This is a genomic window from Arthrobacter sp. NPDC058130, from assembly GCF_042884475.1.
Taxonomy (GTDB): Bacteria; Actinomycetota; Actinomycetes; order Actinomycetales; family Micrococcaceae; genus Arthrobacter.
Genome location: NZ_JBHVTV010000006.1, coordinates 28,989 through 42,668 on the forward strand (window position 1 = coordinate 28,989; position 13,680 = coordinate 42,668).

Annotated in this window: 13 protein-coding genes; 7 read left to right on the forward strand and 6 right to left on the reverse strand. The window is 67.8% G+C overall.

Features of this window, described 5'->3' with window-relative positions; all coding sequences use genetic code 11:
- Positions 1-101: 101 nt before the first annotated feature.
- Positions 102-920 (reverse strand): phosphatase PAP2 family protein, encoded by an 819-nt coding sequence (locus ACFVTM_RS12175; protein ID WP_390203714.1) that lies wholly within the window; start codon positions 918-920, stop codon positions 102-104.
- 474 nt (positions 921-1,394) lie between these two features.
- On the opposite strand from ACFVTM_RS12175, the gene ACFVTM_RS12180 reads away from it, so the two are divergent.
- Entirely contained in the window at positions 1,395-1,604 is a 210-nt protein-coding gene (locus ACFVTM_RS12180) for a hypothetical protein (protein ID WP_390203715.1), read from the forward strand.
- A 116-nt stretch (positions 1,605-1,720) separates the two neighbouring features.
- Here ACFVTM_RS12180 and ACFVTM_RS12185 read toward each other — a convergent pair whose 3' ends face one another.
- Positions 1,721-2,752 carry an aldo/keto reductase gene (locus ACFVTM_RS12185; protein WP_390203716.1) on the reverse strand — a complete coding sequence of 344 codons (1,032 nt, stop codon included), beginning with the start codon at positions 2,750-2,752 and terminating at the stop codon, positions 1,721-1,723.
- An 18-nt stretch (positions 2,753-2,770) separates the two neighbouring features.
- Positions 2,771-3,643, reverse strand: coding sequence for an NAD-dependent epimerase/dehydratase family protein (locus tag ACFVTM_RS12190; protein ID WP_390203717.1), 873 nt, complete (start codon positions 3,641-3,643; stop codon positions 2,771-2,773).
- Positions 3,644-3,859: 216 nt separating this feature from the next.
- Between ACFVTM_RS12190 and ACFVTM_RS12195 the strand changes: the two genes are divergently transcribed.
- Entirely contained in the window at positions 3,860-4,591 is a 732-nt protein-coding gene (locus ACFVTM_RS12195; RefSeq protein ID WP_390203718.1) for an SRPBCC family protein, read from the forward strand.
- A 35-nt stretch (positions 4,592-4,626) separates the two neighbouring features.
- On the opposite strand, the gene ACFVTM_RS12200 is transcribed toward ACFVTM_RS12195, so the two are convergent.
- Positions 4,627-5,991: a phosphoribosyltransferase family protein gene (locus ACFVTM_RS12200; protein ID WP_390203719.1), complete on the reverse strand. Its 1,365-nt coding sequence runs from the start codon at positions 5,989-5,991 to the stop codon at positions 4,627-4,629.
- Between the two features lie 353 nt (positions 5,992-6,344).
- Here ACFVTM_RS12200 and ACFVTM_RS12205 point away from each other — a divergent pair, with 353 nt between their 5' ends.
- Positions 6,345-7,079: a GAF and ANTAR domain-containing protein gene (locus ACFVTM_RS12205; protein ID WP_390203720.1), complete on the forward strand. Its 735-nt coding sequence runs from the start codon at positions 6,345-6,347 to the stop codon at positions 7,077-7,079.
- A gap of 6 nt (positions 7,080-7,085) precedes the next feature.
- Here the strand turns inward: ACFVTM_RS12205 and ACFVTM_RS12210 are convergent, their stop codons facing one another.
- Both ACFVTM_RS12210 and ACFVTM_RS12215 read right to left on the reverse strand, forming a co-directional pair.
- A complete protein-coding gene (locus tag ACFVTM_RS12210; RefSeq protein ID WP_390203722.1) occupies positions 7,086-7,499 on the reverse strand; it encodes a VOC family protein in 414 nt (137 codons plus the stop codon).
- 206 nt (positions 7,500-7,705) lie between these two features.
- Positions 7,706-8,302: a type 1 glutamine amidotransferase domain-containing protein gene (locus ACFVTM_RS12215; protein ID WP_390203723.1), complete on the reverse strand. Its 597-nt coding sequence runs from the start codon at positions 8,300-8,302 to the stop codon at positions 7,706-7,708.
- A gap of 171 nt (positions 8,303-8,473) precedes the next feature.
- On the opposite strand from ACFVTM_RS12215, the gene ACFVTM_RS12220 reads away from it, so the two are divergent.
- The 4 genes from ACFVTM_RS12220 (at position 8,474) to ACFVTM_RS12235 (ending at position 13,562) form a co-directional block, all read left to right on the forward strand.
- Positions 8,474-10,345, forward strand: coding sequence for a Na+/H+ antiporter (locus ACFVTM_RS12220; RefSeq protein ID WP_390203724.1), 1,872 nt, complete (start codon positions 8,474-8,476; stop codon positions 10,343-10,345).
- A gap of 164 nt (positions 10,346-10,509) precedes the next feature.
- A complete protein-coding gene (locus ACFVTM_RS12225; protein ID WP_390203725.1) occupies positions 10,510-10,752 on the forward strand; it encodes a DUF2630 family protein in 243 nt (80 codons plus the stop codon).
- A gap of 32 nt (positions 10,753-10,784) precedes the next feature.
- On the forward strand, positions 10,785-11,819 hold the full coding sequence (locus tag ACFVTM_RS12230; protein WP_390203726.1) for a CapA family protein: 1,035 nt from the start codon (positions 10,785-10,787) through the stop codon (positions 11,817-11,819).
- Between the two features lie 375 nt (positions 11,820-12,194).
- Positions 12,195-13,562, forward strand: coding sequence for an ammonium transporter (locus tag ACFVTM_RS12235; RefSeq protein ID WP_390203900.1), 1,368 nt, complete (start codon positions 12,195-12,197; stop codon positions 13,560-13,562).
- The last annotated feature ends 118 nt before the right edge of the window (positions 13,563-13,680 follow it).

Genomic DNA, 13,680 nt, shown 5'->3' on the forward strand with positions numbered 1-13,680 from the left:
GGCTTCCCCCGGGGCGGGCGCCACGACCTGCGGAGTTTGACGGACGCTATGCAGTCAACTCAACGAGCGGAGCCCAGGCGGGCCGCAGCCGCTGACGCCGATTAGTCCTGGCCGGCGTCAGCGCCGGCGTCAGCGTCGGCGTCGGAGGCAGCGTCGGCGGTGGACAGCGTCCCGGTGACCTGTTCGCCCGGAATCCTGGCTGTCCGCCAGGTATCCAGCGCAATGACAGCGCCAAGGACCACGAGCGAGATCGAGAAGGCGCCCAGGGCATCGGTCAGCCAGTGGTAGCCCAGGTAGAGGCGGCTGAAGGCGGCGAAGAACATGCCGATCCCCGCCACAATGAAGGCGACGACGGCGGCCGCGGGGTTCTTCCGGCGCGAAAAGACCAGGTACGTGGTCACCAGCAGGAAATCGCAGGCGCCCAGGACGTGTCCGGAGGGAAAGGAGAACGTGGAGTCGGCCCCGAAGAGCATCAGCTCTATGGGCGGACGCTGGCGTTCCACGATCCGGCCAATAACTTGCGCCAGGATCACCCCGGTCAGCATGGCGCCGGCCAGGAGCATCGGCCGCCAGGCATGCTTGGCGAGCAGGCCCCAGGCCACGGTCACCACCAGGACGATGATCGGCAGGCCGATGGGGCCAAAGATGATCGCCAAAATGATCATGATGGTGGTGGTAGGTTCCCCGCGCAGGGTCAGGAGCCAGGACCGCGTGGGCTCATCGTCCGCCGAAATGCCGCCATGCTGGAGGACTCCGGCCAGCAGGACCACGAACAGCACAACGCCGGTGATCATCAGGACGACGGCGGTGCGGTAGAGATTCCGGCGTGCCGCCGCGCTCATGTACCGCTCTTCCACGACGAACTTTTCGTGGAAGGTCCGCCACCGGCCCTGCGGTTTGCCTGTTTGAGCCTGTGCCATGTCGCCGTACCGCCTTTGCGCCGTGTTGGATAGTCTCCGCTGTCGATTATCCCCGTTATTCGCTGCGGTGGCAGGTAAGAATGCAGCCGAAAGCATCCGTGCGTGGATGGAGGCCGGGCTTCCGGCCGGGGTAACCTGCCGGCCGGAAGACGCAAATGCCTTGCTGCGAGCCGCTTGGCACTGCGCCCTCCAAACAACTTATGATGTCTAATAAGCAACTCTAACTCGTCTTCGCCCGGGCCGCGGACGGCCGCATCCTCAGCGTCCACGAGCGCAGGTCCGCCGGTCGGTTCGATATCTAGGGCCGAAGGTGCCGGAGCGGGAGGAAGCGCAGGTCAACAGCGCACAGCCCTCCGGAACCGTATTTCCGGACCGAAAGTTGACCCTTTGAGGATTTGACGCGTGAATAAATATGACGTTAGTGTTCCTGAATCCATTGGGGCCGACTAGAAGTACTCCAAGAAAGACAGAGCGATGACCACCATTACCGAGTCCATTGAGATCAAGGTCGACAGCCGGAAGGTCCTCGACGAACGACTCAACGACGCCGTCCGCGGCCTCCAGCAGGTCGCCATGACCACTGGAACCCACGGCATCCTGCTCACACGGCACAAGCCGGGCCACTACACTGCGGCCCTTTCCGAGCAGGTTCCCTTCGGCATGACCCGCGAGCTCGTCCACTAAGCCGAATCTTCCGCAAGGCCACAACGCGGGGTCACTTCCCGCCCGTCCACCTGGAGCGGCGCGAAGTGACCCCGCGTTGTTTGGTTGGGGCGTTGCCGGGTTAGCGCGTTGCCTGCCTAGCGGCCGCCCTCGAGCTTTCGGCTGCGCTGTTCCTGGGCCATGGGCCCGTACGGATAGACGCCGACGCGCGGCCGGCTGACCTCGGTCAGCCGGTCTGTCTCGCCCGCGGTGAGCTTGAGATCCGCCGCCGCGAGGTTGTCCGCCAGCTGCCCGGTGGAGCGGGCGCCCAGGATAACGGAGGTGACCGCGGGCCGGTCCGCCAGCCAGGCCAGCGCCACCTGGGCCGGGCTTACGCCGTGCCGCCCGGCGGTTTCCTCCACCTCGGCAATCACCTCCCACGTGCGGGGATCGGCGTTCCGGGCCTCCCAGGCCTCCATTCCGCGTTTCGGATTTTCGCCGAGTCGGGTGGCCCCCGCGGGCGGCTGGTCGCGCTTGTACTTGCCGGACAGCCACCCGCCGCCGAGGGGCGACCATGGCAGCAGCCCGATTCCGGCGTCCAGCGAGGCCGGAACCACTTCCGATTCGATGTCGCGGACCAGCAGGCTGTACTGCGGTTGCAGCGTCACCGGGGCACTCCAGCCATGAGCCTTCGCCACGTGGACGGCCTTGGTCAGCTGCCAGCCCAGGAAGTTGGAGAAGCCGTAGTAGGCAATCTTGCCGCTGGTGACGGCGTCGTGCAGGAAACGGAGGGTCTCCTCGAGGGGAGTGATGGGATCCCACGCGTGCAGCTGGTACAGATCGATCTGCTCGACGCCGAGCCGGCGCAGGGAGTCATCCAGCGCCCGGACCAGGTGCCGCCGGGAGGTCCCGACGTCGTTGGGGGCCTGGCCCATCGGGAAGCGGCCCTTCGTGGCCACCACGGCCCGGTCCCGGACTTCTGCCCGGTCGGCCAGCCACCGGCCAATGATTTCCTCCGACACTCCGGAGCTGTAGACGTCTGCGGTGTCAATGAAGTTGCCGCCCGCCGCGAAGTAGTCATCCAGGATGGCGCGGGACTGCTCCTCGGTGGCCTCGGCACCAAATGTCATGGTTCCCAGCGCATAGTTGGAAACGACGGCGCCGCTGTTGCCCAGGGTGCGGTATTGCATGGGACTCCTCAGGTTGGGTCAGTCTTCTGTGGGGGTGGTGCGCAGCGAATGGTAGGTCCGCCAGCTGTGCTCGGGCGCGTAGCCCAGCAGCCGTTTGGCCTTGTCGATCGACAGCATGGTCTCGTGCTCGCCGAGGTCCTTGACCACTGTGACGTTGGGGAACACCTCGGCGGCGAGGCTGGCGCTGGAGCGGCTCATCACGGTGTCCGCGTTGGCGATGATGAACGCCTCGAAGCCCGGCTTGGCGTGCTCCAGGGCGCGGGCCACGGCCTGCGCGCCGTCCCGGCCGTCAATGTAGCCCCAGAGGTTCCATTTGCGCAGGGTGGCATCGTGGTCGAAGGAGGGGAACTCCTCGTAGTCCTCCGGGTCCATCACATTGGAGAACCTCAGGCCGGTGATGCTCAGCTCCGGGTCCCAGCGGGTCAGCTGGATGGCCATCTGCTCCTCAAGGTGCTTGACCAGGGAGTAGGTGCTTTCCGGCCGGGCCGGGTAGTCCTCGTCCACCGGGATGTAGGGCGGGTCGACGTCGAACGGCAGCCCCAGCACAGTCTCGCTGGAGGCGTAGACAATCTTCTTGATCCCGGCCCGGCGGGCGGCCTGGAACACGTTGTAGGTGGAGAGCATGTTGTTTTCGAACGTGGCGGCGTCGGGGGCAAGTCCCGGTGCCGGAATCGCGGCCAGATGCACGACGGCGTCGAAGCCGGCGTGGCGGTCGTCCAGGCCAAGGATCGCATCCACCACCTGGCCGTAGTTGCGCAGGTCCACCTGCGTGAACCCGCGGCCGCTTGCGCCCGTCCGGTCCAGGTTGGTCACCTGGTGCCCGTCTTCGCCGAGCCGCCGCACGACGCTTCGGCCCAGCTTTCCGCTTCCTCCGGTAACAGCAACTCTCATCAGGTACTCCTCGGGTGGCAGGCTCTGGAAGTCCGGCGCCTGTGCCGGCGCCGGCAGTCACCGTTCCACCCTATGGGTAGGCGGGCCCGGCGCCCAGCCCCAGCGTGACTTTCGGCCCTAGGCAGTTCCCGGACCAGGCGGGAGGCTGGGGGCCATGAACGGTGACCAGCGCGTTGGCGTGGGCGCGGACCGCCATCAGGTCCACCGGACCACCGCATGAGCCACACCGGATCTCCGCCGGCAACCCGGCCGGCTACGCACGCCCCTGGCAAGATGCGCGGACCGATCGCGGCCTTTGCCGCCGCAGCCGCCGGCGCCGCGTACGTCCTGGCTCTCCGGCCGCGGCTCCTGCGCTGGGGCGCCACCACCCAGGAGGCCGCCGGGCCGCTCGCCGGGGACGAGATCGTGCCCGGACCGCGCATGCAGACCACCCGCGCCGTGACCATTGCGGCGCCGGTGTCCGAAGTCTGGCCATGGCTGGTCCAGCTGGGCGCCGGGCGCGGTGGCTTTTACTCCTACGACTGGCTCGAAAACGCCGCGGGTCTGGGCATCAGGAGTGCGGACAGAATTCACCCCGAGCTTCAGCACTTGAAGGTTGGCGACGTCGTTCCGCTGTCCCCCGACGGCGGCCTGCCGGTCAGGCTCCTCGAGTCCGAGGCTGTACTGGGGCTGGGCGGATCCTTCGATTTGCGCACGGGGAAGATGTCGCCGGCTGGGGTTCGTCCAACCGGGCCCCGGCTGGACGTCGGTTGGACCTTTGTGTTGCGGCCCGCGGGTCCCCGGGCCACCAGGCTGCTGTCCCGCACCCGGTATGACTACTCCCCCGTGGCCGAGGGAGTGGCCCTCCGGACGCTGCTGGAACCGGCGCAGTTCCTGATGGAGCGGCGGATGCTCCTGGGGATCCGTTCCAGGGCACAGCGTTCCAGGGCACAAAGACGCCGGCGCTGAGGACCCGGGCGGCGCCCTTCAGACACCGGCGCCCTTCAGACACCGGCGGCCCGCGGGTTGGTACTGCCGAGGGGCAGCAGGTAGTCGACAAACCAGTCCCGAGCCAGGATGGCCGCCGCCGCGAGCGTGCCAGGTTCTTCAAACAAGTGCGTCGCACCCTGCACGACGGCGAGCTGGCTGGGGCAGCGCATCATGGCCTTCGCGCGCCGGTTGAGGTCCAGGACCTCGTGATCCAGGCTCCCCACGATCAGGAGGGTTGGCGCTGTCACGGCGGACAAGCGCGGGCCGGCGAGGTCGGGGCGGCCGCCGCGCGACACGACAGCAGAGATCCGCGCTGAGGGCTCCGACGCCGCCCACAGCGCGGCCGCGGCGCCCGTGCTCGCGCCGAAGTAGCCGACGGCGCACGCGGCAGTGTCCGCCCGGGTGGACAGCCAGTCCGTTGCGGAGGACAGCCTGCGGGCCAGGAGCTCGATGTCGAAGACGTTGGCGCGGCTGCGCTCCTCCGCGGTGGTCAGCAGGTCCAGCAGCAGCGTGCCGAGGCCGGCCTGCTGCAGGACGCCGGCCACATACCGGTTCCGGGGGCTGTGGCGGCTGCTTCCGCTGCCATGGGCGAACAGCACCACGGCCCGTGCCGGCACCGGAAGGTGGAGCTGCGCCTGGAGCCGCATCGCGCGGGACGGGATCTCTACTTCCTCGTCGACGTCGGCAGCGGCGTCTTTGCGGGCCGCCGCCGAGGCCCAGAATGGCGGCGGCGCGGCCTCGAGGCGTTTGGCCGCCAGATCGAGCAGGCGGAGTACCTCGTCGTCGTCCGTCGGCGAGAAGTCCCGGTAGTGGTACCCGACGGCGGTGAACTGGCGCGGCGTGGCCAGGCAGACGACTTCATCCGGTTCGCTCAGGTTGGCGAGGGTCTCCGCCGGGGCCACCGGAACGGCCAGGATCACTCGTGCCGCGCCCTGCTTGCGGGCGACCCGGCAGGCCGCCCGGGCGGTGGAGCCGGTGGCAATCCCGTCGTCGACGATCACCGCGATGCGTCCGGTCAGGTCGAACCGGGTCCGGCCCTTCCGGAAGAGGACCAGCCGGTTTTCCAGCGCGGCGCGTTCATGCTCCTCAACGGCCTGCAGTTCGCCGGCGGTGACCCGTGAATGGGCCAGGACCTGCTCGTCCAAAACCTTGGCTCCGCCTTCACCGATTGCCCCCATGGCGAGCTCGGGCTGGTAGGGAAGGCCAAGTTTCCGCACCACAATCACGTCCAGGGGAGCGTCCAGGGCGGCGGCGACTTCAAAGGCGACGGGCACGCCGCCGCGCGGGAGGCCGAGGACCACGATGTCCTGGCCACGCAATTCCGCAAGACGCCGGCCGAGCTGCCTGCCGGCGTCGACCCTGTCTTCAAAGATGCTCATGGGTTATGGCTTTCCAGTCGAGACGTCGGCCATGGGCCATCAGTCGGGTGCTGAACTGGTGCGCTCCCCCAGGCTCCCCGCGCCCGGAATGGACCAGATGGCCGCTCTCTCCAACTATCCGCCCGGCGCCGAAACCCGTTGAGGGCCATAGTGCCCGATTTTGCAGCCGCGGGACGGGCACCCGCACCGCGGCTGACGGGGAGCTGCCCGGATGTATATACTCACTCGGTACGGTTTTGCAGCGAGCCGTTGGATTGTTCTTCGATCCGGCCTGCTGCTGCCGTACCCGCCTCCTGCCGCGGTGCCAGCACGGACGGGTCGTCTTGACCTGAGTGAAACGGCACAACAGACAAGTGGTCAGCGAATCAACGGCACATTCTATTAACCAGCACCTGCATGAAATGGTACTCAGCAGCTCCGACGTCGAGGACTTCCTGTGCGAGCTCGCTCGCGTGTCCGCGCGCAGCCTGTCGGAGGCCGGGGACGAAATCCTGTGCGGCATCACGCTGCTGCGCCACAGGAAGGCGGCCACCGTCGCCAGCAGCAGCCCCGCCGCGCAGGCCATGGACGAACTCCAGTACGCCTACGGCGACGGGCCTTGCATGACGGCTTCCCGGGAACAGGAAACCGTCCGCGTTGAGGACCTCGAATGCGATGGCCGCTGGCCGCAGTACGCCGCGACGGTGCGCGGGCACGGTTTCCGGTCCATCCTGGCACTGCCGTTCCTGCTGGAAGGCGGAACCCGGGCGGCCTTGAACCTGTATTCGCACCGGCCGGGCCGGTTCGATGACCGTGCCACGGAGCTGGCCCGTGACTTCGTCCACCAGACATCCCTGGCCCTGCGGCTCGCGGTCCGGTTCGCGCACAGCAGCGATACCGCCGCCAACCTCAAGGCCACCCTGGAAACGCGGACCGTGATCGACGTCGCCATCGGCATCATCATGGCGCAGAACCGCTGCAGCCAGGTCGAGGCGTTCGGGCTCCTGAAGTCGGCGTCAAGCGCCCGGAACATCAAGCTCCACGTCGTCGCGGCCGGGGTGGTCGAGTCACTCGGTCAAGGCCCCACCCGGACCCACTTCGAGGTCTAACCCTGCCTAGGCGGGCTCAGAACCGACATTCACCAGCCAGTCGATCCCAAACTTGTCCTTGCACATGCCGAAAATGTCCCCCCAGGGCGCCTTGCCCAGCGGCATCGCGATGGTGCCGCCCTCGGCCAGTTTGTCGAAGTAGCCGCGGAGTTCGGCTTCGTCGGAGCCGCTCAAGGACACCGAAAAGTTGTTGCCGGGGGTGAAGTCCATGCTGTTGGGTGTGTCCGCCCCCATGAGCACCATGCCGCCGTCCGTCCGCAGCTGGGCGTGCATGATCTTCTCCTGCTCCGCGGGGTCTTCGCTGGCGTGGTATTCGGCGAAGGTACTCATGGTCAGTTCCCCGCCGAACACCGACTGGTAGAACGTCATGGCGTCCTTGGCGTTGTCGCGGAAACCGAGGTAGGGGTTGAGCGTGGTCATGTCCGAAACTCCTTGCTGCATGGGGCGGCTGCTGGGGCGTCGGCCTGGACGGCAGCGACGACGGTGCACGTTACAGGGCATATCCTGCCCCAAAACCGCCAGCGTGGGTAGGTGCCCGGCAGAAGCCCAAGGCAGGAGAAAGAAGAGCAACCGGAAGCGTCCGACGGCGGCGTGTGCCGCCGTCGGACGCTGCAGCGGGAACGGGGCTAGGCGGTCTGGCCCGCGTGTTCTCCCTCGGCTATTTCCTCAACGAGTTTGGCGTTGAAGGCCGGGAGGTCTCGCGGGCTGCGGCTGGTCACCAGGCCCTGGTCCACCACCACTTGTTCGTCCGTCCAGATCGCGCCGGCATTCTTCAGGTCCGTCTGGAGCGTGTGATACGAGGTCACGTTCCTGCCGCTGACCACGCCGGCATCGATCAGCAGCCACGGGCCGTGACAGATGGAGGCGACGGGCTTGTGCTGCTCGAAAAACGCCCGGGTGAACGCTTGGGCATCCTTGTCGACGCGGAGGTGGTCGGCGTTGACGACGCCGCCGGGGATGACCAGGGCGTGGAAGTCGGCGGCGTCTGCCTCGGCCGCGGTCACCTCGACGGCGAACGTCTCGCCTTTTTCAGTGCCGTTGTAGCCCTGCAGCTTGCCGCTCTTCGGCGAGACCAGGGTGGGCACGCCGCCGGCTTCCTTCACGGCATTCCATGGGCTGGTCAGTTCCACTTGCTCGACGCCATCGGTCAGCAGGAACGCGACTTTCTTGCCCGAAATCTGCTTGCCCGAAATCTGCTTGCCGGAAATATTGTGCTCTGACATATGTACTCCTCGTGCCGGGGCGCGGGCCGGGCGCGCCCGTCCGCGCCCGGCGCCTGCGCAGAGTCTTATTGGCTGGCACTTTCAACTCTAGGAAGCCGCCAAGTCATAAGCAAGCTGATGATATGCCGATGAGGCCTCCAGCGACGGCCGTGTTGCTGGCAGAATAGGGCAATGGAAGTCGCTTTCGGGCTGCTGGCCCTGGTCGCAATTGTCTGCGCCTGCAGCGCGCTGGGCCACAAAATCAACATCTCCGTCCCACTCCTGCTGGTGCTGGCTGGCGTTGGATGTTCCTTCCTCCCGTTCGTCCCGACCATCGAGCTGAACCCCGAGCTCGTGCTGGTCGGGCTGCTGCCGCCGCTGCTCTACGCGGCCGCCTTGCAGACCTCGCTGTTCGACTTCGGTTCCAACCGCCGCGCCATCGGTCTGCTTTCGGTGGGTTACGTCATTTTCGGCACCGTCTGCATCGGTCTGGTGGTCGCCTGGCTGTTCCCGGAGATCCCGCTGGCGGCGGCCATGGCCCTTGGCGCCGTCGTCGCACCCCCGGATGCCGTGGCTGCGACCGCCATTGCGCGCAAGGTGGGCATGCCCCGCAAGATTGTCACCATCCTGGAGGGCGAATCGCTGGTCAACGACGCCACGGCGCTGGTCTGCCTGCGCGCTGCCATCGCCGCCATCGCCGGAACGGTGTCCGCCGCGGAGATCGCCGGCGGCTTCGTCCTTGCTGCCGGCGGGGGCCTGGTGGTGGGCATTGCCGCAGCCTTCGTGCTCACCGCGCTCCGCAAACGGATCCGCAACGTGGCCATCAACACCTCCATTTCCCTGATCGCCCCGCTCGTGGCCTACCTCCCGGCGGAAGCGATCCACGCCTCCGGCGTCCTGGCCGTCGTCGTCACCGGGCTGATCATGGGAACCAAGGCGCCGTCCATGCCGAACGGGGCCGCCCGGCTGAGTCAGCGCAGCAACTGGCACACCGTCCAGTTCCTGCTGGAGAATTCGGTGTTCCTGCTGATTGGGCTGCAGGTCCGGACCATCATCGAGGGCGTCCGGGATGACTCGCTGGGGCCGGAACGGATCTGGATCGGCTGCGCCGTGGTCCTGCTGGCCGTGCTGGTCCTGCGTCCGGTCTGGGTCTTTCCCGCAACGTACCTGCCGCGGCTCATTCCCGCGGTCCGGCGCGCGGATCCTGCGCCGCCCTGGCAGTACGCCGCCATAGTCTCCTGGGCCGGCATGCGCGGCGTGGTGACGCTGGCCGCCGTTCTGGTCCTGCCGGCAGGGCTGGAGCACCGGTCCGTGCTGATCCTGATGGCCCTCGTGGTGGTGGCCGGAACGCTGACGCTGCAGGGCTTCACGTTGCCGGGACTGGTCCGGTGGCTGCACGTGAGCGGACCAGATCCGCGCGAGGACGCACTCAACGAGGCTTCGCTCATGCAGATGGCCACGGCGGCCGGCGTACGGCGGCTCCAGGAAATCCGCTCGGACAGCGACCCCCCGGAAGTCGTGGCGATGCTGAAGCGGCGGACCCAGGAGCGCGGGCTGGCCGCCTGGGAGCGGCTGGGACGGCCGTCCGCGGAAGCCGCCACCCCCAGCCAACGCTACGCCCAGCTCCGGCTTGAGATGCTGGACGCCGAGCGCGCCAAGGTCCTCGAGCTGCGGCGCAACGGCGAATACGCCCACGAGGTCCTGGCCAACGTCCTTGACCGCCTCGACGTCGAGGAGTCCATGCTGGATGCCTCGCTGGAGGAGCCAGAGAGCGACGGCGGCCGCGGCGAGGGGATCGCCCGGCCCCGTGGCGTGTGCCCCCACTTGGAGTCCGCCCCGGACCCGGCCATCCCGGCGGATCCCTTCTGCGCTGCCTGCCTGCAGGAAGGAACGACGACGGTTCACCTGCGGATGTGCGTGGAGTGCAGCAACGTGGCCTGCTGCGATTCCTCGTCCGGAACCCATGCCTACAAACACTTCAGGGCCAGCGGCCACCCCGTCATGCGCAGCATTGAGCCGGGCGAAGACTGGCGCTGGTGTTACCCGGACGAACTCCTTGGCTAGGCCCAAGACCGAGGCGTAGTTCCCAAGGACCGCGTACGTGGCTGTGCGCCGCAGCCGTGTGCCGCATCAGCCCCCCCTGTTCAGGGCCACTTCCCGTCCGTAGGCTGGGAAGGGACCCACGGACGGTTCGGGGCCCCGCCGCCGTCGGACGAAAAGAGGACACAGTGGACAACCAGGACATCCTGGAGCGCATCAAGGAACTCGTGGCGGAAGAACACAACCTCCGCGAGGGCTCAACCCAGGACGGGACGGGAGTCCCCAACATCCTCAGGCTGCAGCAGGTGGAAGAACAGCTGGATCAGTGCTGGGACCTGCTCCGCCAGCGGCGCGCCAAAAAGGACTACGGCGAGAACCCCGACGAGGCGGAGGTGCGGCCGGTCAGCGAGGTCGAGGGCTACCAGAGCTAGCCCCCGGCCATGACCTGACGGACCGGTTGGCCATGCGGATCGCGCTGCTGGGAGACGTCATGCTGGGCCGCCTGGTGAACCGGCACCTGGCAAGGGCCGGGCCCGCCTACCCGTGGGGCGACACGCTGGAGGTCCTCCGGCAGGCGGACCTCCGCATCGCCAACCTCGAGTGCGTCCTGGCATCCGGCGGCGAGCCCGAGCCTGGCAAGGTCTTCACTTTCCGCTCAGACCCGGAGAACGTCGCCAGCCTCCTCGCGGCCGGGATCGACGTCGTCTCGCTCGCCAACAACCATGTCCTGGATTACGGCCAGGATGCGTTCCGGGAAATGCTCCCGGTACTGGACGGCCGCGGCATCCTGCATGCCGGGGCCGGCCTTGACTCGGACGCCGCCCGGCGGCCGGCCGTGCGGCGGGTGGGCACCACCGCCGTCGGCGTCATTGCCTTCACGGACAACCAGCCCGACTGGGAGGCCGGCGCCACGGCCCCGGGGGTCCACTACGTTCCCGTGGAATACGTTCCGCTGAAGGCTCGTCCCGCGAACGACGGCGGCGGCCAGGGCGGTGCCGCCCCATTGGACGACCTGTTGGACCTGGTCCGGCGGACCAAGGCCCGCGTCCAGCTGCTGATCGTGTCCGCCCACTGGGGAGGCAATTGGGGATACGACGTCCCTGCCCGGCATCAGGACCTGGCCCGGAACCTCATCGACGCCGGCGCCGACGCCGTCTTCGGCCACTCACCCCACGTCTTCCGCGGTGTCGGGATCCACCGGAACCGTCCGATCATCTTCAGCGCCGGCGACTTCGTTGACGACTACGCCGTGGACCCCGTCGAGCGCAATGACCAGTCCTTCGTGTTCATGCTGGAAACCGACGGCGGCGAACCCCGCACGCTGCGGCTGTATCCCACGATCATCACCGGGTTTCAGGCCCGGCTGGCCCGCGGGGCGGCGCCCGATATTGCCGCCCGGATGCAGCGGCTGAGCCGGCATCTCGGCACGCCGAGCGGCTGGAACGCGTCCGGCCGCTGCCTTGAGATCCCCCTCGACCAGGCCCGCGGACCGGGCTGACGCCGCCACGTCTCGGCTAGCGGGAGTGCATTCCCGCTAAAGCACAATGCCGCAAAAAATCGGCCTGGCCGGCACCTCACCGCCGGGCGGCACAGCATTCTCCCGCCGCCGCTGCCGATCCGCCTCTTCGGCCCCGGCGGTGAGCACCGGGCCGACGTTCGCAAGAGATCCCGTTTACATTCCTGAAACATGCCGGTCACGCGAACTTCACGCAGTCCCGATTCCTGTAACGTGCCCGCAACTTTTCGCCCCACTGCCGGAAACATGGCTCCGCGAGGATTAAACCCGGATCGGGGGGCCGGCGGCGACGTGTCCCGGCAAAGGAAGACTGACGAGAAGGGACCCCCGGTGGAACTCACTGCTGGCAGCGTCTGGATGATTATTTCGGCGGCGCTCGTTCTGCTGATGACCCCCGCACTGGGACTCTTTTATGGCGGCATGACCCGGGCCAAGGCCGCGCTGAACATGATGATGATGAGCTTCGTCTCCGTCGGAATCGTCGGCGTGGTGTGGGTCCTCTGGGGCTACTCCATGAGCACCGGGCAGGGCGTCCTGGGAGTCTTCGGCAACCCGTTCGCCAGCTTCGGCCTGAGCAACGTCATCGGTTCGCCCGACCTGATCAAGGCCGGCTACAGCGCCACCTTTGCCATCCTCACGGTGGCCCTCATCAGCGGCGCAATCGCGGACCGCGCGAAATTCACCTCCTGGGCCGTGTTCGTTCCCATCTGGATCACCCTCGTTTACTGCCCGCTGGCCTTCATGGTCTGGGGCGGCGGCCTCATGAGCGCCGGCGGTGCCGTGAGTGCCGTCTTTGGTCAGGTCATCGACTTCGCCGGCGGCACCGTGGTGGAAATCGCCTCCGGCACCGCGGCACTGGTTCTGGTCCTGATCCTGGGCAACCGGCACGGCTTCGGCAAGGACCCCGGCCACCGCCCGCACAACATCCCCTTCATCATGCTCGGCGCAGGCATCCTCTGGTTCGGTTGGTTCGGCTTCAACGCCGGCGCCGCCACCACTGTGGAGCAGGCCGGCCTGATCTGGGTCAACACCTTGGCCGCTCCCGCCGCTGCCATGATCAGCTGGCTGGTCGTGGAAAAGGTCCGCCACGGCCACCCCACCTCTCTGGGTGCGGCGTCCGGCGCCGTTGCCGGCCTGGTGGCGATCACGCCGTCGTGCGCCAACATCAGCCCGCTCGCCGCGCTGGGCCTGGGCTTCTTGGCCGGTGCGGCCTGTGCGGTGTTCGTGGACCTGAAGTTCAAGTTCGGCTTTGATGACTCGCTCGACGTCGTCGGCGTCCACCTGGGCGGCGGCCTCATCGGCACCCTCGCGCTGGGCTTCATCGCCCTTCCGGTGGACGGTGCGGGCGGCGGCCTGTTCTACGGCGGCGGGCTCCACCAGGTCATCGCGCAGACCGTGGCCGTGCTCATCACGGTGGCAGTGTCCGGCCTCGGGACCGCCGTGATCGGGCTCGCCATCCACAAGACGCTGGGGTTCCGGGTCAGCCACGAGGACGAACTCGCCGGCGTGGACCGGACCGAGCACGCGGAGACCGCCTATGCCTTTGCCGAACTCGGTTTCAGCCGCTTCAACCCGTTCGGCCACCACACCAGCCCGGCACACTCCGTGCACGCCGCGGCGTCCGCCCACGCGGCCGGCCGGGCTCCGGCGAGCGCGCCGGCACCGGCACCCGTGAAGGCACCGGCGCCCGTGAAGGCGCCCGTGAAGGAAGACAGCCTGGTCTGAGGCAGCGGCCGCTGCCCCGGCCGAGACGGATGATGCCGCTGCCGCGGCCTGGCGGAAGCACAAGTTTTTCCAAAGGGCCTGGGTATAAGACACGGCCGGAGGCTTAAGATATGGGCGG

Excerpts from the sequence above, each read along its gene's own strand:
- ACFVTM_RS12180 (WP_390203715.1), top strand. The coding sequence starts at position 1,395 with ATGACCACCATTACCGAGTCCATTGAGATCAAGGTCGACAGCCGGAAG.
- ACFVTM_RS12190 (WP_390203717.1), bottom strand. The coding sequence starts at position 3,643 with ATGAGAGTTGCTGTTACCGGAGGAAGCGGAAAGCTGGGCCGAAGCGTC.
- ACFVTM_RS12215 (WP_390203723.1), bottom strand. The coding sequence starts at position 8,302 with ATGTCAGAGCACAATATTTCCGGCAAGCAGATTTCGGGCAAGCAGATT.
- ACFVTM_RS12235 (WP_390203900.1), top strand. The coding sequence starts at position 12,195 with ATGATTATTTCGGCGGCGCTCGTTCTGCTGATGACCCCCGCACTGGGA.
- ACFVTM_RS12195 (WP_390203718.1), top strand. The coding sequence starts at position 3,860 with ATGAGCCACACCGGATCTCCGCCGGCAACCCGGCCGGCTACGCACGCC.
- ACFVTM_RS12230 (WP_390203726.1), top strand. The coding sequence starts at position 10,785 with ATGCGGATCGCGCTGCTGGGAGACGTCATGCTGGGCCGCCTGGTGAAC.
- ACFVTM_RS12185 (WP_390203716.1), bottom strand. The coding sequence starts at position 2,752 with ATGCAATACCGCACCCTGGGCAACAGCGGCGCCGTCGTTTCCAACTAT.
- ACFVTM_RS12175 (WP_390203714.1), bottom strand. The coding sequence starts at position 920 with ATGGCACAGGCTCAAACAGGCAAACCGCAGGGCCGGTGGCGGACCTTC.
- ACFVTM_RS12210 (WP_390203722.1), bottom strand. The coding sequence starts at position 7,499 with ATGACCACGCTCAACCCCTACCTCGGTTTCCGCGACAACGCCAAGGAC.
- ACFVTM_RS12220 (WP_390203724.1), top strand. The coding sequence starts at position 8,474 with ATGGAAGTCGCTTTCGGGCTGCTGGCCCTGGTCGCAATTGTCTGCGCC.
- ACFVTM_RS12200 (WP_390203719.1), bottom strand. The coding sequence starts at position 5,991 with ATGAGCATCTTTGAAGACAGGGTCGACGCCGGCAGGCAGCTCGGCCGG.